General features: G+C 67.5%; 19 protein-coding genes and 1 pseudogene. 9 read left to right on the top strand and 11 right to left on the bottom strand.

What is annotated here, in order from left to right; genetic code table 11:
* Positions 1–45: 45 nt before the first annotated feature.
* The 6 genes from ROV95_RS11215 to hutI form a co-directional block, all read right to left on the bottom strand.
* Positions 46–2,157, bottom strand: coding sequence for a TonB-dependent receptor (locus ROV95_RS11215; RefSeq protein WP_312544408.1), 2,112 nt, complete (start codon positions 2,155–2,157; stop codon positions 46–48).
* 192 nt (positions 2,158–2,349) lie between these two features.
* Positions 2,350–3,786, bottom strand: coding sequence for a serine hydrolase domain-containing protein (locus ROV95_RS11220; protein WP_312544409.1), 1,437 nt, complete (start codon positions 3,784–3,786; stop codon positions 2,350–2,352).
* Positions 3,787–3,949: 163 nt separating this feature from the next.
* Entirely contained in the window at positions 3,950–5,617 is a 1,668-nt protein-coding gene (gene hutU / locus ROV95_RS11225; RefSeq protein ID WP_111098182.1) for a urocanate hydratase, read from the bottom strand.
* Entirely contained in the window at positions 5,614–6,468 is an 855-nt protein-coding gene (gene hutG, locus ROV95_RS11230) for an N-formylglutamate deformylase (protein WP_312544410.1), read from the bottom strand. The genes hutU and hutG overlap by 4 nt, the downstream gene beginning before the upstream one ends.
* Positions 6,465–8,006: a histidine ammonia-lyase gene (gene hutH, locus ROV95_RS11235; RefSeq protein WP_058981343.1), complete on the bottom strand. Its 1,542-nt coding sequence runs from the start codon at positions 8,004–8,006 to the stop codon at positions 6,465–6,467. Before hutH ends, hutG begins: the two co-directional genes overlap by 4 nt.
* Positions 8,003–9,226 (bottom strand): imidazolonepropionase, encoded by a 1,224-nt coding sequence (gene hutI / locus ROV95_RS11240; RefSeq protein ID WP_312544412.1) that lies wholly within the window; start codon positions 9,224–9,226, stop codon positions 8,003–8,005. Before hutI ends, hutH begins: the two co-directional genes overlap by 4 nt.
* 67 nt (positions 9,227–9,293) lie before the next feature.
* On the opposite strand from hutI, the gene ROV95_RS11245 reads away from it, so the two are divergent.
* From ROV95_RS11245 to ROV95_RS11260, 4 genes and pseudogenes are all read left to right on the top strand, one after another.
* Positions 9,294–10,664 carry a formimidoylglutamate deiminase gene (locus tag ROV95_RS11245; protein ID WP_312544413.1) on the top strand — a complete coding sequence of 457 codons (1,371 nt, stop codon included), beginning with the start codon at positions 9,294–9,296 and terminating at the stop codon, positions 10,662–10,664.
* A 28-nt stretch (positions 10,665–10,692) separates the two neighbouring features.
* Positions 10,693–11,421 (top strand): histidine utilization repressor, encoded by a 729-nt coding sequence (gene hutC, locus ROV95_RS11250; protein ID WP_312544415.1) that lies wholly within the window; start codon positions 10,693–10,695, stop codon positions 11,419–11,421.
* Positions 11,422–11,513: 92 nt separating this feature from the next.
* A pseudogene (locus ROV95_RS11255) lies at positions 11,514–11,582 on the top strand (addiction module toxin, HicA family); the annotation flags it as partial.
* Between the two features lie 138 nt (positions 11,583–11,720).
* Complete coding sequence (locus ROV95_RS11260) at positions 11,721–12,098, top strand: type II toxin-antitoxin system HicB family antitoxin (RefSeq protein WP_312545118.1); 378 nt, start codon at positions 11,721–11,723, stop codon at positions 12,096–12,098.
* Positions 12,099–12,244: 146 nt separating this feature from the next.
* Here ROV95_RS11260 and ROV95_RS11265 read toward each other — a convergent pair whose 3' ends face one another.
* From ROV95_RS11265 to ROV95_RS11275, 3 genes are all read right to left on the bottom strand, one after another.
* Positions 12,245–13,255 carry a restriction endonuclease gene (locus ROV95_RS11265; RefSeq protein ID WP_312544417.1) on the bottom strand — a complete coding sequence of 337 codons (1,011 nt, stop codon included), beginning with the start codon at positions 13,253–13,255 and terminating at the stop codon, positions 12,245–12,247.
* 238 nt (positions 13,256–13,493) lie between these two features.
* Positions 13,494–13,985 (bottom strand): phasin family protein, encoded by a 492-nt coding sequence (locus ROV95_RS11270; protein ID WP_312544419.1) that lies wholly within the window; start codon positions 13,983–13,985, stop codon positions 13,494–13,496.
* 80 nt (positions 13,986–14,065) lie between these two features.
* On the bottom strand, positions 14,066–14,341 hold the full coding sequence (locus tag ROV95_RS11275; protein WP_019660329.1) for a polyhydroxyalkanoic acid system family protein: 276 nt from the start codon (positions 14,339–14,341) through the stop codon (positions 14,066–14,068).
* 125 nt (positions 14,342–14,466) lie between these two features.
* On the opposite strand from ROV95_RS11275, the gene ROV95_RS11280 reads away from it, so the two are divergent.
* The 4 genes from ROV95_RS11280 to aroA all read left to right on the top strand — a co-directional run bounded on the left by ROV95_RS11280 (position 14,467) and on the right by aroA (position 19,221).
* Positions 14,467–15,273, top strand: a complete 807-nt coding sequence (locus ROV95_RS11280) for an FHA domain-containing protein (protein WP_058981349.1) — start codon at positions 14,467–14,469, stop codon at positions 15,271–15,273.
* Between the two features lie 225 nt (positions 15,274–15,498).
* Positions 15,499–16,584 (top strand): 3-phosphoserine/phosphohydroxythreonine transaminase, encoded by a 1,086-nt coding sequence (gene serC / locus ROV95_RS11285; protein WP_312544421.1) that lies wholly within the window; start codon positions 15,499–15,501, stop codon positions 16,582–16,584.
* Positions 16,585–16,635: 51 nt separating this feature from the next.
* Positions 16,636–17,835: a prephenate dehydratase gene (pheA, locus tag ROV95_RS11290; protein WP_019660326.1), complete on the top strand. Its 1,200-nt coding sequence runs from the start codon at positions 16,636–16,638 to the stop codon at positions 17,833–17,835.
* Between the two features lie 78 nt (positions 17,836–17,913).
* A complete protein-coding gene (gene aroA / locus ROV95_RS11295; protein ID WP_312544424.1) occupies positions 17,914–19,221 on the top strand; it encodes a 3-phosphoshikimate 1-carboxyvinyltransferase in 1,308 nt (435 codons plus the stop codon).
* Between the two features lie 172 nt (positions 19,222–19,393).
* On the opposite strand, the gene ROV95_RS11300 is transcribed toward aroA, so the two are convergent.
* Entirely contained in the window at positions 19,394–19,966 is a 573-nt protein-coding gene (locus ROV95_RS11300) for an energy transducer TonB (protein ID WP_308306024.1), read from the bottom strand.
* 119 nt (positions 19,967–20,085) lie between these two features.
* Positions 20,086–20,724, bottom strand: a complete 639-nt coding sequence (locus ROV95_RS11305; protein WP_312544426.1) for an energy transducer TonB — start codon at positions 20,722–20,724, stop codon at positions 20,086–20,088.
* A gap of 113 nt (positions 20,725–20,837) precedes the next feature.
* Between ROV95_RS11305 and serS the strand changes: the two genes are divergently transcribed.
* A complete protein-coding gene (serS, locus tag ROV95_RS11310) occupies positions 20,838–22,118 on the top strand; it encodes a serine--tRNA ligase (protein WP_312544428.1) in 1,281 nt (426 codons plus the stop codon).
* Positions 22,119–22,151 lie beyond the last annotated feature (33 nt).

A 22,151-nucleotide genomic window follows, 5' to 3' on the forward strand; every position in this document is an offset into this window, starting at 1 on the left:
CCTGGAACGACGGCGCCGGGTCAGACCCGGCGCCGCCTGCGGCCATCAGTCAAAGCGCCAGCGCACGCCCGCATAGACGCCACGGCCTTCGCCTGGCGTCGAGCGCGCGACATCCTTGCCGGCGTCGTCGTAGCCCGGCGTGACCGTGGCCGCGTAGTGGCGGTTGCCGATGTTGCGCATCTCCGCCCAGGCTTGCCAGCGGCCACCGGGTGCGTCGTAGCCGATGCGGCTGCCGAAGATCACGTGGCTATCGGCCCAGTAGCTGTTGGCGTAGTCCACCGCGATGCGCGAGGCGTATTCGCTGTTCAGCGCGGCGTACAGGCCGGAGGCATGATCGAAGCGCAGCTCGGCCTGGTAGCTGTGGCGCGGCAGGCCCGGCAGGCGGTTGCTGCCGAAGCGCGCATCGTGGCGGTAACCGAAATCACTGAAGGTGTACGCCTGGCGCAACGACAGGCGCCCCGGCGCGGCCTGCCACAGTGTGCTGTCCAATCCGGCTTCGATGCCACGGTGCACGGTGGGGCTGGCGTTGTTCTCTGCGATGAACAGGTTCGGTACCGGCTGCAGCTCCACGCTCAACAATTCATGGTTCACGTGGGCGTAGTAGCCGGTCAGTTCCCAGCGACCCAGCGCCGCGTCACCGCGCGCGCCCAGTTCCAGCGTGGTGGCGGTCTGGTTCTGCATCGGCACCGGCGCGCGCTGGCGGCCGGTAGACGGGCCATTGCCCGGCCCGAAGTACTGGTTCGAGCCCCAGATCATCGACCACGGGTGCGGCGCCTCCACCGAACGGCTGAGGTTGCCGAACCACTGCGTCTGCGCGCTGTGCTGCCAGGTGAAGCCCAGCCGCGGCGCGTAGTCCCAGTCGCGGTCGCGCAGGCGGCCGCCGCTGCTCGGCCAGGTCACCTGAACATCGCGGCGGGTGTTGATCAGTGCCAGCCCAGCCTGCATGCGCAGGCGGTCATTGAAGGCGAGGGTGTTGCTGACGTGCAGTGTGCTGTCGGTGCCGTGGTGGCGGAAGTAACGCGTGCGCGTACCGGCGGCATAGCCGTTGCTGGCAAAGCGCAGCGACTCGCGCACATCGGCGTCCAGATCGTGGGTGACGCGCAGACCAACCGTGGTTTCGCTGTCTAGGCCGAACAGCCGGTGGCGGTGGTGGTAGTCCAGCGTGGCGTTGAGGTTGGCATAGTCCAGCTGCTGGCGGTACAGGCTCTCGTTCAAGTCCATCGGGTACGTGTGGTAGACCAGCCCGGCCTGCAGCGAAGAATCCTCGTCGATCTGCAGCGTGGTGACATTGCCCACCCAGGTACTGCCCGGCTGCGGGCGGCGCGCATCGATGGCCAGGTTGGCCGCATTCGCGGCGTGTGGATCGTTGCGGATCTGATCCCGGCTCAGGCGGCCGGGCGTTTCATGATTGGTTTCGCGATAGCGCACGAAGAAGCGCGTCTGCAGGTCGGGCGTGATCTGCCAGCCGATGTTGGCCATCGCGCCCTTGCCGTCGCCGCGCGCATGGCGCTGATAACCATCGAACTCGGTATCGGTGTAGGCCAGGAAGTAATCGAGATCTCCGTTGACACCGCCCCAGCTGATGCCGCGTTTCTGGTAGCCACGGCTGCCCGCTTCGTAGTGCAGCTGCACGCCGGCCGAATCACGGCCGCTGCGGCTTACATAGTCGATGGCACCGCCCAGCGCCAGCGCGCCGCGCTCGAAACCATTGGCGCCCCGCAGCACCTCCACGCGTGAAAGCCACAGCGGTTCGAGCAGCTCGTAGGGCGTGCCGCCCGGTCCGGTCAGCGGCAGCCCGTCGATCGAAACTGCAATACCAGACGCATGCGCACCCGTGCCACGGTTGATGCCCGAACCGCGGATCGAGATCTTGGTGCCCTCATTGCCCGGCGACTGCGCACTGATGCCCGGCCGGTAGGCCAGCACATCCGCGCTGGAGGACAGGCGGCTATCGGCCTTGGCCACGTCGATGACGTTGCCGGCGCCGGGTACGCGCTTCAGCGCCTCGCGCGCCTGCGCGCTGGCATCGGCAGCAGCGGAGACCTGCACAGCATCCAGCGTGGTGGCCTGCGGGGCTGCGGCGGCGGTGGAGGAAAGGCCGAGGGAAACGGCCAGGAACAACTGCGACGGGGTGGGGCGGTACGACGAGAGCGACATACGGAAATGCTGTAAACCACGAAGGTGGCGCGCAAGTTAACAGGTCGACGGCGCCACGTCACCCATCGGCGGCGTATGGCCGCCCGCCGCGTTCCTGTAGAGCCGAGCCCGCGCTCGGCTAATCGCGCAGCGCGGGTTCTCTGCGATCGCCATGAAGATCAGCCGAGCATGGGCTTGGCTCTACAGCAGGGTTTACGGCGAAGGCTTCGCCAGCGTCTTGGCCTTCGCGTACAGCGCCTTGGCAGTCTCCGCCTCACCCAACGCCGCATGGCACTCCGCCAAGCTGTCCCAGACGTTGGCGGATTGCGGATACAGCTCGGTGTTGAGCGTGAACACTTTCAGCGCCTTGCCAGCACCCAGACTCTCGCGGATGGCGTAGCCATCGGCATTGATCGCGCGCTCCAGTTCGCCGATGGGAACGCCATTACTGTCGCGCAGCCAGCTACGCATCTGCGGTTTCGCATCGGTGCTGTCATCCAACGCATAGCCGATCAACCGCTCGGACAACACCGCATGCGGGAATTCCTTCGGCGCGGCCACCGCCATCGTGCTTTCCACCAGCGTGCTCGACCAGACATTGCGGGCGCTGCCGTTGGTCAGGTAAACGAATACCCAGTAGCCGCTGTCCAGCGTGCCCTTGTAGGCCAGCCGCGCACGTACACGGGTGCCGCCATCATGGCCGACCTGGGTGTAGCCGTCGCTGCGGGTGGTGTCCCAGCCGGTGGAGAAGAAATTGCTGCCGCCACCGCTCAGTTTCTGCGGCTGCCAGAGTTCTTCCAGGGTCGCCGTGCGCACCAGCTTGCCGGTGGCCAGTGCCTGCAGGAAGCGGTTCATGTCGCCCACGGTGGTCTGCAGGTCGGCATGGCCCCAGCCGTAGTCCGGCCAAGGGTCTTCATTGGCCGGCTGCAGTTGGCCGTCCTTGCCGATGTAGGGCACGGCCGCTCGTTGCGTCGGCACACTGGCCCCGCCCCAGGAGGTGCTGGCCATCTTCAGCGGTTGCAGGATGCGTTCGCGCGCGATGGCCGGGTAGGGCTTGCGATAGTGCGCTTCCAGCAAGGCGGTCAGCACCAGGTAGTTGGCCTGGGTGTACTGCACGCGGCTGCCGGTGGCGAACTGCATCGGTGCCGCGCCGGCCACCTTCAGTGCAGCGCCAAGGTCAGGGGCTACACCAGGGTAGCCCCTGCTGACCCAACGGTTGTCGACACGATCGTAGTATTCGCCGATGCCCGAGCTGTGGTTGAGGAAATCGCGCACGTGGATTGCCTGCCATGCTGCAGGCAGGTCCGGCACATAGCGGCTGGCCGGTGCGTCCAGATCCACCTTGCCCTGATCGACCAATTGCATCACCAGCGTGCTGGTCAGCAGCTTGGCCATCGACTGCGCGGTGAAGATGGAATCGATGGTGGCCGGTGCATGGGTAGCGGGATCACGTTCACCGCTGGCGCCCTGATAGAGCACCTGGCCGTTGTGTGCGACCAGTACCGCCTGGCCGGCAATGCCGTAGCGCTCGCGGTTGGCCTGCAGTTGGGCGTCGAGCTGATTGGAAAGATCGCCGGAGGACTCATGCGCCGAAGCGATCGGAGCGGCGAAGAGGGCGCAGAGCAATGCAGCAGCAAGGGTGCGGTACATCGCGATGATCCATCAGCGGTGATGGCGCATGTTGGTCAGCGTCGGAGGCTGGGTCAAGCATGTGCAGTCGCGCCCATGCTCGGCTGCACGGGCAACGCATCGTGCGGTGCCGGCCAGCGGCCGGCACTACCACACGTTCCCGGTAGTGCCAGCCGCCCTGAGATCAGCCGAGGATTCCCGGCAGATCCAGTCCCTTTTCCTTCGCGCAGTCGATCGCGATCTCATAGCCCGCATCGGCATGGCGCATCACGCCGGTGGCCGGATCGTTCCACAGCACGCGGCCAATCCGCTTCGCCGCTGCCTCGGTGCCATCGCACACGATCACCATGCCGGCGTGCTGCGAGAAGCCCATGCCGACGCCGCCACCGTGATGCAGCGAGACCCAGGTCGCGCCGCTGGCGGTGTTGAGCAGGGCGTTCAGCAGCGGCCAGTCGGACACCGCATCGGAACCGTCGGCCATCGCTTCGGTTTCGCGGTTCGGCGAGGCGACGCTGCCACTGTCCAGGTGGTCGCGCCCGATCACCACCGGCGCCTTCAGTTCGCCGTTGGCGACCATCTCGTTGAACGCCAGGCCGAGTCGATCGCGATCACCCAGGCCGACCCAGCAGATGCGTGCCGGCAGGCCCTGGAACTTGATCTTCTCGGCGGCCATGTCCAGCCAGCGGTGCAGGTGCGGGTTGTCCGGAATCAGTTCCTTCACCTTTGCATCGGTCCTGGCGATGTCTTCCGGATCACCGCTCAGTGCCGCCCAGCGGAACGGGCCGATGCCGCGGCAGAACAGTGGGCGGATATAGGCCGGCACGAACCCCGGGAAATCGAAGGCATTGGCCACGCCTTCTTCCAGTGCCATCTGCCGCAGGTTGTTGCCGTAGTCCACGGTCGGCACGCCCAGCGCGTGGAAGCCGAGCATGGCGCGGATGTGGTTGGCCATCGATGCACGCGCAGCCTTCTCCACTTCCTTCGGTGCACTCACACGCTTCTCGTCCCACTGCTCGACCGTCCAGCCCTGTGGCAGGTAGCCGTTCACCGGGTCGTGCGCGGAGGTCTGGTCGGTCAGCAGGTCCGGCTTCACGCCACGCTTGAGCAGTTCGGCCAGCACATCGGCAACGTTGCCGAGCAGGCCCACCGACTTCGGCGTGCCGGCCTTGCACGACTCGTCGATCAGGCGCAGCGCTTCGTCCAGGTTGTCGGTCCAGGTGTCGAGGTAGCCGGTGCGCAGGCGCATGTCGATGCTGCTCTTGCGGCATTCGACGGCCAGGCAGGAGGCGCCGGCCATCACGGCAGCCAGCGGCTGTGCGCCGCCCATGCCGCCCAGGCCACCGGTGAACAGCCACTTGCCGGTCAGGTCGCCACCGAAATGCTGGCGCCCCATTTCCACGAAGGTCTCGTAGGTGCCCTGCACGATGCCCTGTGCACCGATGTAGATCCAGCTGCCGGCGGTCATCTGGCCGTACATGGCCAGGCCCTTCTTGTCCAGCTCGTTGAAGTGGTCCCAGTTGGCCCAGCGCGGCACAAGGTTGGAATTGGCGATCAGCACGCGCGGCGCGTCGGCGTGGGTGCGGAACACGCCTACCGGCTTGCCCGACTGCACCAGCAGGGTCTGGTCGTCGTCCAGGCGCTTGAGCGTCTCGACGATGGCATCGAAGCTCTCCCAGTCGCGCGCGGCGCGGCCGATGCCGCCGTACACCACCAGTTCTTGCGGGCGCTCGGCCACGTCCGGGTGCAGGTTGTTCATCAGCATGCGCAGCGGCGCTTCGGTCAGCCAGCTTTTGGCGTTGAGCGTGGTGCCGGTCGGCGCGGCAATGGTGCGGGACGGGTCGTTGCGGGTCATGCGGCGCTCCGGTTCGTAGCGAATTCAAGGCAGGCGTTGAGCACCTGCGCCAGGGTGTGGCGCAGCGGTGCGGCGTGGGCGGGGTCGAGCGGGGTGGGCCAGCTGTGTTCGTCTACCTGGTCGGGCAGCGGCTCGTGCATGTAGCCGCGGCAGGCAAGTTCCATCTGCAGGCTGTGCACGCCGCCGGCGATGTTGCTGTAGTGGCGGGTGATCCAGCCGCCCTTGAAGCGGCCGTTGCGCACTTGGCTCATGCCGCTGATCTTCAGCAGGTTTTCCACCACGTCGCTCAGGGCGTTGTCGCAGGAGGTGTCCGGTGCGCCGGACGGACCGGCAGTCCCCAGGTTGAACTGCGGCAGTTCGCCCTCGAACAGGTGCGGGATATGCGAGCGGATCGAGTGCGCGTCGTACACCACCACGGTGCCGTGGCGTGCGCGCAGGCGCGTGATCTGCGCCGCCAGCGCATCGTGGTAAGGCAGGAAATACGTGTCGCGGCGACGGGCGATTTCCGCTTCATCCGGTTCGCGCCCGGCGTGGTACAGCGGCTGGTTGTCGAAGGTGGTCAGCGGGCACAGGCCGGTGGTGTTCTGCCCCGGGTACAGCGAGACGCCGCTGGGATCGCGGTTGAGGTCGATCACCGAACGCGAGATCGCCGAGCGCACCGTCGTCGCGCCCATGCCGCGCACGAAGTCGTACAGCTCGTGCACCCACCAGTCGGCATCGCGGCGGGCCAGCCACGGCGAGTGGTAGTCGCCGATCAGGTCGTGCGGCAGCTCGCTGCCGGTATGCGGGAAGCTGACGATGAGGGGGGCGTCGCCTTCGTGCACCGTCAGCCATTCGGGACGGGTATTCATGCGTGGGGTTCCACGGTTGGCAGCAGGTCGGTCAGGCCCTGCGCCAGCGCGCCACTGCGCACCAGATTCGTGGCGGTCACCATGTCCGGATGGAAGTAGCGGTCTTCTTCCAGCGTCGGCACCTGCGCGCGCAGCGTGGCACGCACGTTTTCCAGCGCGGCGCTGGAGCGCAGCGGCGCATGGAAATCACAGCCCTGCGCAGCGGCCAGCAGCTCGATGCCGATCACGTTGGCGGCGTTCTCGGCCATCTGCATCAGCCGGCGTGCGCCATGCGCGGCCATCGACACATGGTCTTCCTGGTTGGCCGAGGTCGGGATCGAGTCAACGCTGGCGGGGTAGGCGCGCTGCTTGTTTTCCGAGACCAGCGCCGCAGCGGTCACCTGCGGAATCATGAAGCCGGAATTCAGGCCCGGGCGCGGGGTCAGGAACGCCGGCAGGCCGGACAGCGCCGGGTCCACCAGCATCGCCAAGCGGCGCTCGCTGATAGAACCGATCTCGCACACCGCCATCGCCAGCATGTCGGCGGCGAAGGCTACCGGCTCGGCGTGGAAGTTGCCGCCAGACAGCGCTTCGCCGGTATCGGTGAACACCAGCGGATTGTCGGACACGCCGTTGGCTTCGATTTCCAGCGTAGTCGCGGCCTGGCGCAGGATGTCCAGCGCCGCACCCATCACCTGCGGCTGGCAGCGCAGGCAGTAGGGATCCTGCACGCGCACGTCGTTGTCACGGTGTGATTCGCGGATGCCTGAGCCCTGCATCAGCGTGCGGAGCGTGGCGGCGGTGGCGATCTGCCCGCGCTGGCCACGGATGGCATGGATGCGCGGATCAAACGGCGTGTCCGAACCCTTGGCCGCTTCCACCGACAACGCGCCGGTGACCAGTGCCGCCTGGAACACGGTTTCGATTTCGAACAGGCCGGCCAGCGCATAGGCGGTGGAGAACTGGGTGCCGTTGAGCAGGGCCAGACCTTCCTTTGCGCCCAGATCGATCGGCTGCAGGCCGGCCCGCGCCAGTGCGTCGGTTGCGGGCAGGCGTTCGTCACCGATGTAGGCTTCGCCCACGCCCAGCATCACGCCGGCCAGGTGCGAAAGCGGTGCCAGATCGCCGGAAGCACCCACCGAGCCTTGTGCCGGCACCACGGGCAATACGCCCTTGATCAGCATCGCTTCGAGCAGCAGCAGGGTTTCCTCGCGAATGCCCGATGCGCCTTGCGCCAGGCTGACCAGCTTCAGCGCCATCATCAACCGCACCACGCTGGCCGGCATCGGTTCGCCCACGCCAGCAGCGTGCGAGAGCACGATATTGCGCTGCAGGGTGGCCAGGTCTTCGCGCTCGATGCGCACGCTGGCCAGCTTGCCGAAGCCGGTGTTGATGCCATACACCGGTGCGCCTTTGGCGACGATGGCAGCCACCGCCGCAGCGCTGGCGCGCACCACCGGCAGCGCGGCCGGGTCCAGTGCAAGCGGCGCACCGCGATAGACCTGCCGCCACTGGGCGAGAGTGACATGGCCGGGGCGAAGAACCAGGGTGTTGCTCATGTGTTGCTCCAGGAGGCAGGCAGGTCGGGCTGTCCGCGCACCACGCGCGCGTGCAGCGGGTTGAATCCAATGCGATAGACCAGGTCGGCGGGGGCATCGATGTCCCAGATCGCCAGGTCGCAGTCCAGGCCCACGGCGAGGCGGCCGATGCGGTCGCTGCGCCCGAGCGCGCGCGCCGCTTCACGGGTGAAGCCGGCGATGCACTCGTCCACGGTCAGGCGGAACAGGGTGGCGCCCATGTTCATCGCCAGCAGCGGGCTGGTCAGCGGCGAAGTGCCCGGGTTGCTGTCGGTGGCCAGCGCCAGCGGCACGCCGGCCGCACGCAGCGCGGCGATCGGCGGGAGGGTGGTATCGCGGGTGAAATAGAAAGCACCGGGCAGCAGCACGGCGACGGTACCGGCAGCGGCCATCGCGGCAATGCCGGTATCGTCCAGATGTTCGATATGGTCGGCCGACAGTGCACCGAAGCTGGCGGCCAGTTCAGCACCATGCTGGTTGCTCAGCTGCTCGGCATGGATCTTCACCGCCAGCCCGTTGGCGCGCGCTGCTTCGAAGACCTGCCGCGCCTGCGCCGGCGAGAAGGCGATGTTCTCGCAGAATACGTCCACCGCTTCGGCCAGGCCTTCGGCGGCGATGGCCGGAATCATCACGTTGCACACCTCGTCGATGTACTCCTGTGCTTCGCGGCCCGGCGGAATCGCGTGTGCGCCAAGGAAGGTGGTCACCACATTGACCCGGCATTCCTCGCCCAGCGCACGCGCTACCTGCAGCTGCTTGCGTTCGTCGGGCAAGGTCAGGCCGTAGCCGGACTTGATCTCGATCGTGGTCACGCCTTCGGCACGCATCGCCAGCAGGCGTGGCCGGCTTTCGCGGGCCAGCTGTTCCGGCGTCGCGGCACGGGTGGCGCGCACGGTGGAAACGATGCCGCCGCCGGCACGGGCGATCTCGGCATAGCTGACGCCCTGCAGGCGCTGCTCGAACTCGTTGGCGCGGTTGCCGGCGTAGACCAGGTGGGTGTGGCAGTCGATCAGGCCGGGCGAAATCCAGCGGCCTTCGCCATCGATGCGGGTGGTCGGCTTCAGGTGAGCGTCGCTGCCGGCCGGGCCAACGTGGACGATGCGGCCGTCGGCGCAGGCCAGTACGCCATCGCGGATGACACCCAGGCCGTCGCCGTCGAGGGTGATCAGGTGGACATTGGACCAGAGGGTATCGACGTGCATGGCATCCACAACGCGGCTGTGCTTATATGTCTATACAATATAGGCGTCCATTTCGGGTTGTCCAGCCATGTCCGATTCGCGTTCCCTGCTCAGTTTCCATGCCACCCACGCCCTGCTGGCCGAGGGCTGGGCCCGCGATGTCCGCCTGCAGGTGCAGGACGGTCGCATCACGGCAATCAGCAAGGGGCAGGGCGCGCAGGCGGGCGACGCCCGCGTCGGCATCCTGGTGCCGGGCCTGCCCAACCTGCACAGCCACGCGTTCCAGCGCGGCATGGCCGGCCTGACCGAGATCGGCGGCGGTGACGGTGACAGCTTCTGGAGCTGGCGCGAGCTGATGTACCGCTTCCTGGCCCATCTGCGCCCGGACGCGGTGCAGGCCATTGCTGCCCAGGCCTACATGGAAATGCTGGAAAGCGGCTTCACCCGCGTCGGCGAGTTCCATTACCTGCACCACGACGCCGATGGCCATGCCTATGCCAACCGCGCTGAAATGAGTGCGCGGATCGCGGCCGCTGCCGACCAGACCGGTATCGGCCTGACCCTGCTGCCGGTGTTCTATGCGCATGCCGATTTCGGCGGGGCGGCGCCAAATCCAGCGCAGCGGCGCCTGATCCACGACGTGGACGGCTTCGCGCAGCTGCTGGAGGCCGCCAAGCCGGCATTGGCCGCGCTGCCCGACGCGGTGCTCGGCATCGCACCGCACAGCCTGCGTGCGGTCACCGGCGAGGAACTGAGTGCGTTGCTGCCGCTGACCGACGGCCCGGTGCACATCCATATCGCCGAGCAGGTGCGCGAAGTGGAGGCCTGCCTGGCCTGGAGCGGCCAGCGCCCGGTGCAGTGGCTGTACAACCATGCGCCGGTGGATGCGCGCTGGTGCCTGGTGCATGCCACCCACATCACCGATGACGAGCGCGCGGCCATCGTGGCCAGCCAGGCCGTGGCCGGCCTGTGCCCGATCACCGAGGCCAACCTGGGCGACGGCCTGTTCCCGATGCAGGCATTCGCGCGCGAGGGCGGACGCTTCGGCGTCGGCTCCGATTCCAATGTGCTGATCGACGCGGCCGAAGAACTGCGCCTGCTTGAATACGGCCAGCGGCTGACCCTGCGCGGTCGCAACGTGCTGGCGGCGGATGCCACCCGCAGCACCGGTCGCTTCCTGTTTGAAGGCGCACTGCACGGTGGTGCACAGGCGCTGGGCGTGCCCGCTGGCCTGCAGGTGGGCGCCAGTGCCGACCTGGTCGAACTGGATGCCGGGCACCCCGCGCTGCAGGCGCGACAGGATGACGCATGGCTTGACAGCTGGGTGTTCGCCGCACGTAATGGCGCGCTGCGATCGGTCTGGCGCCATGGCCGCCAATGCGTGGCCGAGGGCCGCCACCTGCAGCGCGAGGCGATCACCACCGCCTTCGCCGCCGCCCTGCGCGGCGTGCTGGGCTGATCGCCTCCCGCTACCGAGACCCCATTACGTGAAGGCCAGCAAGTCCGCCACGCTCAACCAGCGTATCCGCAGCGATCTGGAAAGCCGCATCCTCAGTGGAGCGTGGGCGCCGGGCTTCCGCATTCCATACGAACACGAGCTGATGGAGCAGTACGGCTGCTCGCGGATGACGGTGAACAAAGTGCTGACCGCGCTGGCCGAGAGCGGCATGATCGAACGTCGCCGTCGTGCGGGTTCGTTCGTGGCGCGGCAACCCCCGCACCTTGAGCAGGTGGCGCTGGAGATTCCCGATATCGCGATGGAGGTGGGCTCGCGCGGCCATCAGTACGCCTATCGTCTGCTGCAGCGCGACCTGCGGCTGGCCGATGCCGGCAATGCTGGTGAAGTCGAGCTGGCTGGGCAGGAGAACCTGCTGGCAATGCGCTGCCTGCACCTGGCCGATGGCCGTCCGCTGGCGCTGGAGCACCGCCTGATCAGCCCGGTGGGGGTGCCCGAGGTGCTGGAGGTCGATTTCAGTACCACCGCGCCGGGCAGCTGGCTGCTGCAGAACGTGTCGTGGACCCGTGCCCAGCACCGCATCAGCGCCTGGGGCGCGGATACCGCCACCGCCAGGCTGCTCGATGTGAAGCCCGGCACAGCCTGTCTCGTGATCGAGCGGCTGACCTGGCGCGGTGAACAGCCGATCACCCGCGTGCGCCAGGTGTTCCTGGGGGATGCCTGGGACCTGGTCGCGCGCTTCGCGCCGGGCGCGCGATAGGGATTCCATCCACGCGTGGCGTGGATCTACTGGGCCGGAACGACTGTCCTTGAACTCTGTCGGGGCGTGTGTGCGATGTGTATCGTCCCTGCATGAAGAGCAGGGACCTCATCCGGGATCTGGAAGCGGCAGGTTGGATCTGTCGCCGGATCCGCGGATCCCATCATGTATTCGTGCACCCGCAGCACCCTCACATCATCACCGTTCCTCACCCAAAGGAAGGATCCGGGGAAAGGACTGGTGCAGGCGTTGCGGAAGCTCGCAGGACTGACGCAGGAGGGCCCATGCGATATCCAGTCTTGATCGAGGCAGGCGATGAGCGCACCGCGTGGGGTGTGGTCGTTCCAGATCTGCCGGGGTGCTTCTCGGCGGCCAACACGCTTGATGATGCGCTCAGCGCTGCCGAGGAAGCTGCACTCGCCTGGATTGATGCGGCCCTGGATGAGGGGCGCCCGATTCCGACACCTTCCGCGCCGCAGAAGATCGCCGCCGAGGCATCCAAGGACATCCGTTGGATTCTTGCGTACATCTGCATTGATCCGGCTCTGCTGGACGATACCATCGAGCGGGTCAATATCAGCCTGCCACGCCGGATCCTGGCGGGGCTGGATGCGCAGGCCAGAGCGGCGGGTGAATCGCGCTCCAGTTACATCGCCCATCTCGCGGCATTGGGCTGAGCTGGCGCCATGTGGCGCCGAGCCGATGCTCGGCTGCTGTTCGCGTGTGGCTCAACTCTGCAAAGGCATCCACGCGTGGCGTGGATCTACCAAGGGGTCGCGCATCGGGGTTCAGTAAATCCACGCCACGCGTGGATGCGGCCCCATCAGTACGTGGCGCATTGGCGCCAGCGCACCGGCTCATCCACGCCGGGGCGGGCGTTGAGCTGGATGCGCACGTTGCGCAGGGCGGGGTAGTGCAGCACTTCCTCGCAGACCTGCGGCCACACCGCGTCCAGCTCGCCCGTGCGGTTGATCGCCAGCGTCTGCCGGGTCAGCCAGACCCCGCTGGCGATACCGGGCTTGCCGGCCAAGGCGCGGGACAGATCGGCCTGGAAACGCTCCAGCGTGGCGGCATCCGGGTTGGGGTTGCTGCGCGCGTCGGCTGAGGGCGTGGCCGGTGCAGGCGCAGCGGCCGGCGGCGTGGTGGCGGGGGCCGGCGCCGGTTCGGGCGCCGCTTCAACCGCAGGCGCAACCGGCGCGGGGGTGTCCGCCACCTCGGCAACAGGTGGGGTGTCCTGCACATGCAAGCCTTGCAGGCTCAATCCCACCAGCAGGCCCAGCGTGACCGCGCCGAGCGCGGCAATGGCGATCCGGCGCAGGGCTTCATGGCGGGCGCTGGCGCGCACACGGGTTTCGATTTCTGCCGGCAGGTAGGGCTGCAGCAACGGCCACAGGCGCGGACCGTCCAGTACTTCTACCGCCTGCTTCTCGGCAGCGCTGCGCCCGTCGCGTTCCATCCGGCCTTCGGTCAGCAGCACGCCGCCCTTGGCGCCGGCCAGGCGCGCAGCAGCCCCCAGCTCGTTCACTGCGGCGGTGCCGATACGGTAAGCAAGGCCATGCTTGCAGGACACCAGCCACTGGTTGGGGCCGTCGCTGAGCAGGAAGTCGCTGCTCGGCTCGCGGGATTCCTCCGCCGGGTCATTCAGTTCACGCAGGCCGCGCTGTTCGCGCATCATGCGCTTGACCAGTACCGAGAACTCGCGCCAGTGCATGCCGGCCAGGGCTTGCAGGCCGAGTTGCATCTCCTTCTGCCGCCGCTTGATCCACCACAGATAGACAACAGCCAGGGAACAGGTAAGCAGGGCCGACAGCAGGGCCAGGATCCAGGGGAGCATGCAGGAGTAGGGCGGAAGGGGCGAAAGCGGAGAACGACAGTGTAAAGGTCGCGGTACCTGGCCGGGTCAGGAGGTTCCTGACAGGAAGCGTGATGGAACGCGCAGTTCGGAATACAGCAGGCACGAAAAACCCGCCAATCCTGAAGCCGTGAGGGGAGGGAACAAACGGCAGCCGAAGCGATTGGCGGGTTGCTCGCGATTGTCAATCAAAGTTTATTGCATTGCAACAATGAGCCGGTCAGGGCTGGCCGCCTGGCGACTGATGGCTGCCCGGAGCAGGGGCGTCGGTGCCGGACGCGGCGCGGTTTTCCAGCTTGGCCAGGCGCGCGTGCAGGGCATCGATGCGGGCTTCGAGCGCCGTCACTTCGTCGGCGGTGGGTACATGCAACCGCTTGAGCACGCCCTGCACCTGGTCATCAAAGGCCTTCTCGACCTTGTTCCAGGTGCCCGAGGCCTTCTCGCGGGCTTCGTCCAGCGAGCTCTCGACGTTATCACGCCAGCCCGGGCCCTGTTCGCTGCTGCGCTCACGGCGGCGGGCTTCCCAGGCTTCGCCTTCCTTCACCAGGCCGTCAAAGAAGCGGCTGCCTTCGGCCTGTGCACGGCCGAGAGCGCCAAGACCGGCCAGCCACACCTGCTGCGCCGAGTCACTCAGCTTGCGCGAAAAGCGCTCGGCCTGGTCACCGAAAGAGGCGTCGTCGTTGCGGCGGTCGTCGTTCTCGTAGTGGTTCATCGCAGTTCCCGTGGAAGTTGGGCCTGCCCCGAGAGTAGCGCGCCGTGGCGTTGCACGGCCGTGATGGCCGCGGCCGGGGTTCAGCCCAGCTTTTCCTTCAGAACGCGCTGTATCTCGCCTTCGACCATGCCCTTCATCGCCGACAGCAGGAAGCCCAGTTTGGCCGTCACGCGCACGGCGCCTGGCTGCAGTTCGATCGCGCCGTCCACGCCGCTGCCGGAGAAGTTCAGTACATCGGCGGTCCACGACGACTTCAGGCCGAAGCGCTCGGACAGCTTGGCGGCGACCTGCTCGATCGCGGCGCGCGCCTGCGCGTCGGGCAGGCCGTGGGCGTGGCGGACATCGATGGTGGACATGCAGGCTCCTGGCGCAGGGCGGGGATGATCAATGAGGGCGAGCATTGTGCGCATGGAGGGCCTCCGCGCCAAGCACTCATCCTGGGTTCTTCTTCGTTGGCGACCAACCTGCTAGGCTGCGCCGCGTGCAGAACCTGCTTGTTCACTTCAGCCAACAACAACAGCCCGACCAGCCGCTGCGGCCCGGGGTGCAACGCATCGTGCGCCAGGCCAACGGCAGTGTGCGGCTCGGCGATGCCGGCCATGGTGCCCTGTTGCTGGCGCAGTTCTGCCTGGATGATCGCGGCCTGTGGCTGCAGGTCGGCAACGGGATCCGCGGCATTCATGTGAACGGTCGACCGGTGCGGCGCATGGCGCTGCTGCGTGCGGGCGATGCGGTGTATGTGGACGGCGTGGAGATGGTCCTGCAAGGTGAAGTCGAGAGCCTGCTGCAGGCGCCTGCGCCGAAGAACGAGGAAGGCAGCGACGAGCAGCAGCGGCTGTTGCGCGGAGTTGGCGGCCTGCACCACGGCCGCAGCTTCACCCTGTCGAGGGCCCGCCTGATCGGCCGCGGCGGCGACGCTGACATCGCCATTGACGATCCGGCCTTCGCCGAACGACACGCCCGCGTGGAAGTGCATGGTGATCGCGTGCTGCTGCGCGATCTGGGCAGTGCCGACGGCACCTGCGTCAATGGCGTGGCCGTGCGCCATTGCTGGCTGCAGGCCGGCGACCAGGTGGTGTTCGATGGCCAGCACCGGTTTGTGCTGGAAGTGCCGCATGACCCGCGCCGGCGCCCGCTGCCGGGTGAAGACGAGTCCGGCCAAGACGCCGAGCAGGCGCCGGTGCTGCCGGCGGTACCGCGCAAGGTCCGGCGCTGGCCGTGGCTGCTGGCCAGTGCGCTGCTGCTGGCCGCGCTGCTCAGCCTGCTGCTCTGGTTCGGCGCGCGCTGACCCCCCCCCCCCCCCGGGCGCGGGGGGGGGGGGGGGGGCGCGGCGCCGCGGCCCCCCCCCCCCCCCCCCCCCCCCCCCCCCCGCGGGGGCCCCCCCCCCCCCCCCCCCCCCCACTACCCGGTCGCGTTGCCGATGGATTCCAATGAAACCAAATTTCCCTTGCGCCACAAGGCCGCAAGGCTGATGCGCTGCGGCATACTAGGGGTCTTGCCCCACAGGTGTGACATGACGCGCGCGTTCAACTTCAGTGCCGGCCCTGCGACCTTGCCGGAATCGGTCCTGCGCCAGGCGCAGGCGGAAATGCTGGACTGGCACGGGTCCGGCGCTTCGATCGTGGAAATGAGCCATCGCGGCGCGGAGTTCATGTCGGTGGCCGCCGAGGCCGAGGCCGACCTGCGGCGCCTGCTCGACATCCCCGACGACTATGCGGTGCTGTTCCTGTCCGGTGGTGCCACCACCCAGCAGGCGTTGATCCCGCTCAATTTCGCCGCCCCGGGCCAGCGTGCCGACTACGTGGTCAGTGGCCACTGGGGCAAGACCGCGGTCAAGCAGGCCGGTGTCTACGTCGACGTCAACATCGCCGCCAGCAGCGAGGCCGATGGCTATCGCACGCTGCCGCCGCGCGCCGGCTGGCGGCTCTCGCCGGATGCCGCCTATGTGCACGTCACCGCCAACGAGACCATCCACGGCGTCGAGTTCCGTGATGTGCCCGATACCGGCAACGTTCCGCTGATCGCCGACTTCAGCTCGTCCATCGCCAGCGAGCCGCTGGACGTGCGCCGCTACGGCGTGATCTATGCCGGCGCCCAGAAGAACCTGGGCCCGGTCGGCATCGCGGTGATGATCATCCGTCGCGACCTGCTCGAGCGCAGTGGCCAGCCGCGCGCGGACATCTTCGATTACCGTTCGCATGTCGCCCGCGATTCGATGCTCAACACCCCGCCGACCTGGAACTGGTACCTGGCCGGCCTGGTGTTCAAGTGGATGCTGGCCGAGGGCGGCGTGGCCGAGTTCGCCAAGCGCAACGCCGCCAAGGCCGCGCTGGTGTACAGAGCCATCGACGACTCCGGCGGCTTCTACCGCAATGAAGTTGCACAAGCGGCCCGTTCGCGGATGAACATCCCGTTCTTCCTGCCCAACGCCGATCTCGATGCCCGCTTCGTGGCCGAGGCCAAGGCCGCCGGCCTGCTGGCGCTGAAGGGCCACAAGGTGGTCGGTGGCATCCGTGCCTCGCTGTACAACGCCATGCCGCTGGCCGGGGCCGAGGCGCTGGTCGCCTTCATGGCCGATTTCCAGCAGCGTCACGGCTGAGCAATGAACGGCGCGCACCGTCGGGTGCGGGCCCCGCAACAAGGAATTCCGATGGCAAGCAGCAAATCCAGCAAGAAGGCGCCGAAGAAGGCCGAACCGGCCAAGGACAGCGCGCCCGCCAAGGCGAAGGGCAAGGCCAAGGCCGCCTCGAACCCGGCACCCACCCTGGCGCCGCTGGCGCTGGCCGATGTGCGCTCGAAGATCGACCAGATCGACCGCGACATCCAGAGCCTGATCGCCGAGCGCGCGCGCTTCGCCCATCAGGTCGGCAAGGCCAAGGGCAAGCTCGCCGCCGCCGTCGACTACTACCGCCCCGAGCGCGAAGCGCAGGTGCTGCGCATGGTGGTGGATCGCAACGAAGGCCCGCTCAGCGATGAGCTGCTGGTGCACGTCTACCGCGAGATCATGTCGGCCTGCCTGGCCCAGCAGGAGCCGCTGAAGATCGGCTACCTCGGCCCGGAAGGCACCTTCAGCCAGCAGGCCGTGCTCAAGCACTTCGGCCGCTCCGCGCTGGGCCTGCCGATGGCCAGCATCGAGGAAGTGTTCCAGGAAGTGGAAGCGGGCAACGCCGATTTCGGCGTGGTGCCGGTGGAGAACTCGGGGCAGGGCACCATCCAGATCACCCTGGACATGTTCCTGACCTCCAACCTGAAGATCTGCGGCGAAGTGGAACTGCGCGTGCAGCAGTACCTGATGTCGCGCAGCGGCCGCATCGAGGACATCGAGCGCATCTACGCACATCCGCAGTCGTTCATGCAGACCTCGGCGTGGCTGCGCGCCAACCTGCCGAAGGCCGAGAAGATTCCGGTGTCGAGCAACGCCGAGGGTGCGCGCCGTGCGCGCAACGCCGACGACGCGGCGGCCATCGGCGGCGAGAGTGCCGGCCACGTGTACGGCCTGAAGAAGGTGGTCACCAAGCCGATCCAGAACGATGCCGACAACACCACCCGCTTCCTGGTGGTGGGCCGCAACATCTTCCCGACCTCCGGCCACGACCGCACCTCGGTGCTGGTGTTCATCCATGACAAGCCCGGTGCGCTGTTCGACGTGCTCAGCCCGTTCGCCCGCCACGGCATCAGCATGAACCGCATCGAGTCGCGGCCGTCGCACCATGGCAAGTGGGAGTACGGCTTCTTCATCGACCTGGCCGGCCACATCGACGACGCGCCGATGCAGGCGGCGCTGGCCGAACTTGAAGCGCACTCGGCGCAGATCAAGGTGCTGGGTTCCTATCCTGTGGCCGTGCCCTGAGTGCTGCTGGGGCGGCCCCGGCCGCCACCCCCTGATGCATCGCCGGCGGGCTGCCGGCGTTTACGGAATTATCGAACGATGAGCAACGCGCAACACTGGATCGCCCGCAAGGGCCAGCCCCTGCAGGGCAGCCTGACCATTCCCGGCGACAAGTCGGTCTCGCATCGCTCGGTGATGTTCGCCGCGCTGGCCGATGGCACCTCGCATATCGAGGGCTTCCTGGAAGGCGAGGACACCCGCGCGACCGCGCGCATCTTCAGCCAGCTGGGGGTGCGCATCGAAACGCCCAGCCCGTCGCAGCGCATCGTGCACGGCGTCGGCATCGACGGCCTGAAAGCGCCGAATGCACCGCTGGACTGCGGCAATGCCGGCACCGGCATGCGCCTGCTGGCCGGGTTGCTGGCGGGCCAAGCGTTCGACTGCACGCTGATCGGCGATGAGTCGCTGTCGGGCCGACCGATGCGCCGCGTCACCGGCCCGCTGTCGCAGATGGGCGCTAAGATCGACACCCAGGATGACGGCACGCCGCCGCTGCACGTGCATGGCGGCCAGACGCTACATGGCATCGACTTCGCCTCGCCGGTGGCCAGCGCGCAGATCAAGTCGGCGGTGTTGCTGGCAGGCCTGTACGCACAGGGCGAAACCAGCGTTGCCGAACCGCATCCGACCCGTGACTATACCGAGCGCATGCTGTCGGCGTTCGGCGTGGACATCGAATTTTCACCGGGCAAGGCCCGCCTGCGTGGCGGCCAACGCCTGCGCGCCACGGACATCGTGGTGCCGGCCGACTTCTCGTCTGCGGCGTTCTACCTGGTGGCCGCCAGCATCATTCCTGGTTCCCAGCTGCGCCTGAAGCAGGTCGGCCTGAACCCGCGCCGCACCGGCCTGCTGCACGCGCTGCGCCTGATGGGGGCGGACATCACCGAAGAGAATCCTGCCGAGCAGGGCGGTGAACCGGTGGCAGACCTGGTGGTGCGGTACGCCCCGCTGAAGGGGGCACGCATTCCGGAGGAATTGGTGCCGGACATGATTGACGAGTTCCCGGCGCTGTTCGTGGCGGCTGCAGCCGCCGAAGGCCGGACCGTGGTCAGTGGCGCCGCCGAGCTGCGGGTGAAGGAATCCGATCGCCTTGCGGCGATGGCCACCGGCCTGCGCGCGCTGGGCATGCAGGTGGACGAGACCGAGGATGGGGCCACCCTGCACGGCGGTGTGCGCCTGGGCAGCGGCACCATCGAAAGCCACGGTGACCACCGCATCGCCATGGCATTCGCCATTGCCGGCCAGATCAGCGATGGCGAAGTGCGGATCAACGATATCGCCAACGTCGCCACGTCCTTCCCGGACTTCGATGGTCTGGCCCGCAGCGCCGGGTTCAACCTGGCCTGATCGGCATCGCGACCACCGGGCCATGCCCGGCGGATCGCATTGCCCGGCAGGTGCCAACTTTGTTGGCACGCTCACATCTCCCGGTAGGTGCCAACCTTGGTTGGCACGCTTTCCGCATAAAAGGACGGAGGCCGAAGCCTCCGTCTAAACATCACGAACCCCTCGTCCGCGATCAACGCTGCTCGGTACGGAAATCCACCGGGACCCGCACCACGCTGGCTACTGCGCGGCCATCCTGCACCGCGGGTTGGAACTTCCAGTTCTGCACGGTGCTGAGCACCGCACGATCCAGATCGCGACTGCGCTCGCCGCTGCGCGAGACGATCGCAGCGTTGGCGACATTGCCGCGGGTATCCACATTCAGGCTGGCGATCACGCTGCCCTGCACGCCGCTACGCAGCGCGGCGGCGGGGTAGGTGGGCATGCGATTGCTGGCCAGCGGGCGGGCCTCACGGTTGCGCACTACCGGCGCGGCCTTCCGCGAAGCGGTAGCCGGGGTTGCCGGACGTGCAGCAGGCGCCGCTGCGTCCGTCACCGCCGCCTGCTCGGGGGCCGGCAGCATGCGCTCGCCGACCGGCGCAGGTGCCACCTCTTCCTGGCTGGAATGACGCAGCCAGAGCAGGGCGGCAGCAAACATCGCCACGATCAGTGCGATCCACATCCAGGGCGACGCGTTCTTGTGCTGTACGCTTGAGTCCCGCTGCAACCGCGGCGAATGAAGGTCTTCGTGGGTGGTAACAGCCATCGCAAACTCCTTCCGTCAATGGACGACATGGGCAGTGTTGCCCGAGCCACAGACGGAAAGTGTCAGCGTTGCGTCAACATCACCGGCAGGGTTCAGCTTGCCTGCTGGGGAGCGTTCAGTTACTGCGTCTTGAAGTCGAACGGCACTTCAATGCTGCCAGGCACGGCCTGGCCGTTGCTCTGGGCCGGAGTGAATCGCCAACGGCGCACGGCGTCGGTCGCGGCACGGTCGAGTTCGCGTGAACCGCTGCGCTGGATCACCGTGGCGTTGTTCGGATAGCCGGTGGCGTCTACATCCACGCGTACCACCACGGTGCCGGTTTCGCCGGCGCGCAGGGCGGCGGCGGGGTACGACGGCGGCGGCGACTGACCGGCAATCGGCATCGGTTGGCTGTTGCCGGTCGTGGCCGGCGCAGCGCCCGGGTTGGCCGGGGCCGGCTCGGCGATCGGGGCGGGTGGTGGCGGGGCGGTTTCGACCAGCTTCGGCGCTTCTTCCTCGACCGGGGCCGGCTTGGCATCGGGCATGTCGCTGGAACCGGCCGCAGCGGCCAACGGTTCCGGGAGGGGCTCGACCTGGGCGGTTTCCTGCGGGGTCTGCGCGGCCGGGTCGGCGCGGAAGAACTCCTTGTCGCGGCCGGTCAGCCAGACCAGCACGAACAGCAGTACGCCCACGCCGAAGGCGATGCCGGCGATCTTCAGGGCGTTGCGCGGGATATGCACAGTGAACGACTTGGCGGACGACGAGCGGGGTGCAGACATGGACCGGACCAGTACGGAATGGCTCGATTCTGCCACGGCGGGAATGAACCGGGCGGCAGAAATCCGTATAACAAGCGATAATCCCGTTCCTGATACCCACCACGACACCTGCCATGCTTGATCCAGCCCTGCTCCGCCACCAGCCCGCCGACCTCGCTGAACGCCTGCGCACCAGCCGCGGCTTCGAGCTCGACGTGTCTGCCCTGGAGGCCCTGGAGGCTGATCGCAAGCGCATCCAGGTACGGACCCAGGAACTGCAGAGCCTGCGCAACAGCCGTTCCAAGGCCATCGGCCAGGCCAAGGCCAAGGGCGAGGACGTTTCGGCCATCATGGCCGAGGTTGCTGCCTTCGCCGACGAGTTGAAGGCCTCGGAAGTGGCGCTGGACGAACTGCGCGAGAAGATCGAAGCGATCTCGATGGGCATCCCGAACCTGCCGGCCGATGACGTGCCGGCCGGTGCCGATGAGAGCGACAACGTCGAGCAGGCGCGCTGGGGTACCCCGCGCCAGTTCGATTTCAAGGTGCTGGACCACGTTGAACTGGGCGCCCGCAACGGCTGGCTGGACGGCGAGACCGCGGCCAAGCTGTCCGGTTCGCGCTTCACCGTGCTGCGCGGCCCGATCGCGCGCCTGCACCGTGCGCTGGCCCAGTTCATGGTCGACCTGCATACCGGCGAGCACGGTTATGAGGAAACCAACGTGCCGCTGCTGGTCAACGCCGATTCGCTGCGCGGCACCAGCCAGCTGCCGAAGTTCGAGGACGACCTGTTCAAGACCGCCGTGGGCGATTCCACGCGCTACCTGATCCCGACCTCGGAAGTGCCGCTGACCAACATCGTGCGCGACGAGATCGTCGATGCCGAGCGCCTGCCGTTGCGCATGACCGCCCACTCGATGTGCTTCCGTGCCGAGGCCGGCAGCGGCGGGCGCGACGTGCGCGGCATGATCCGCCAGCACCAGTTCGAGAAGGTCGAGCTGGTCTCGATCTGTCGCCCGGAAGAGAGCGATGCCGAACACCAGCGCATGACCCGCTGCGCTGAAGTGGTGCTGGAAAAGCTGGGCCTGCCGTACCGCAAGGTGCTGCTGTGCACCGGCGACATGGGCTTCTCGGCGGTGAAGACCTACGACCTGGAAGTCTGGCTGCCGTCGCAGGAAACCTACCGCGAGATTTCCTCGTGCTCGAACTGTGGTGATTTCCAGGCCCGCCGCATGCAGGCGCGCTGGCGCAACCCGGCCACCGGCAAGCCGGAGCTGGCGCACACGCTGAATGGCTCGGGCGTGGCCGTCGGCCGCGCGATGATCGCGGTGATGGAGAACTACCAGAACGCCGATGGCAGCATCACCGTGCCGGAGGCCCTGCGCCCGTACATGGGCGGACTGGAAACCATTGGCTGACAGCCGGCGCTTCGCGCTGCCGCCCGAGCATAG

Source organism: Stenotrophomonas maltophilia group sp. msm1, from assembly GCF_032025805.1.
GTDB classification, from domain to species: domain Bacteria; phylum Pseudomonadota; class Gammaproteobacteria; order Xanthomonadales; family Xanthomonadaceae; genus Stenotrophomonas; species Stenotrophomonas hibiscicola.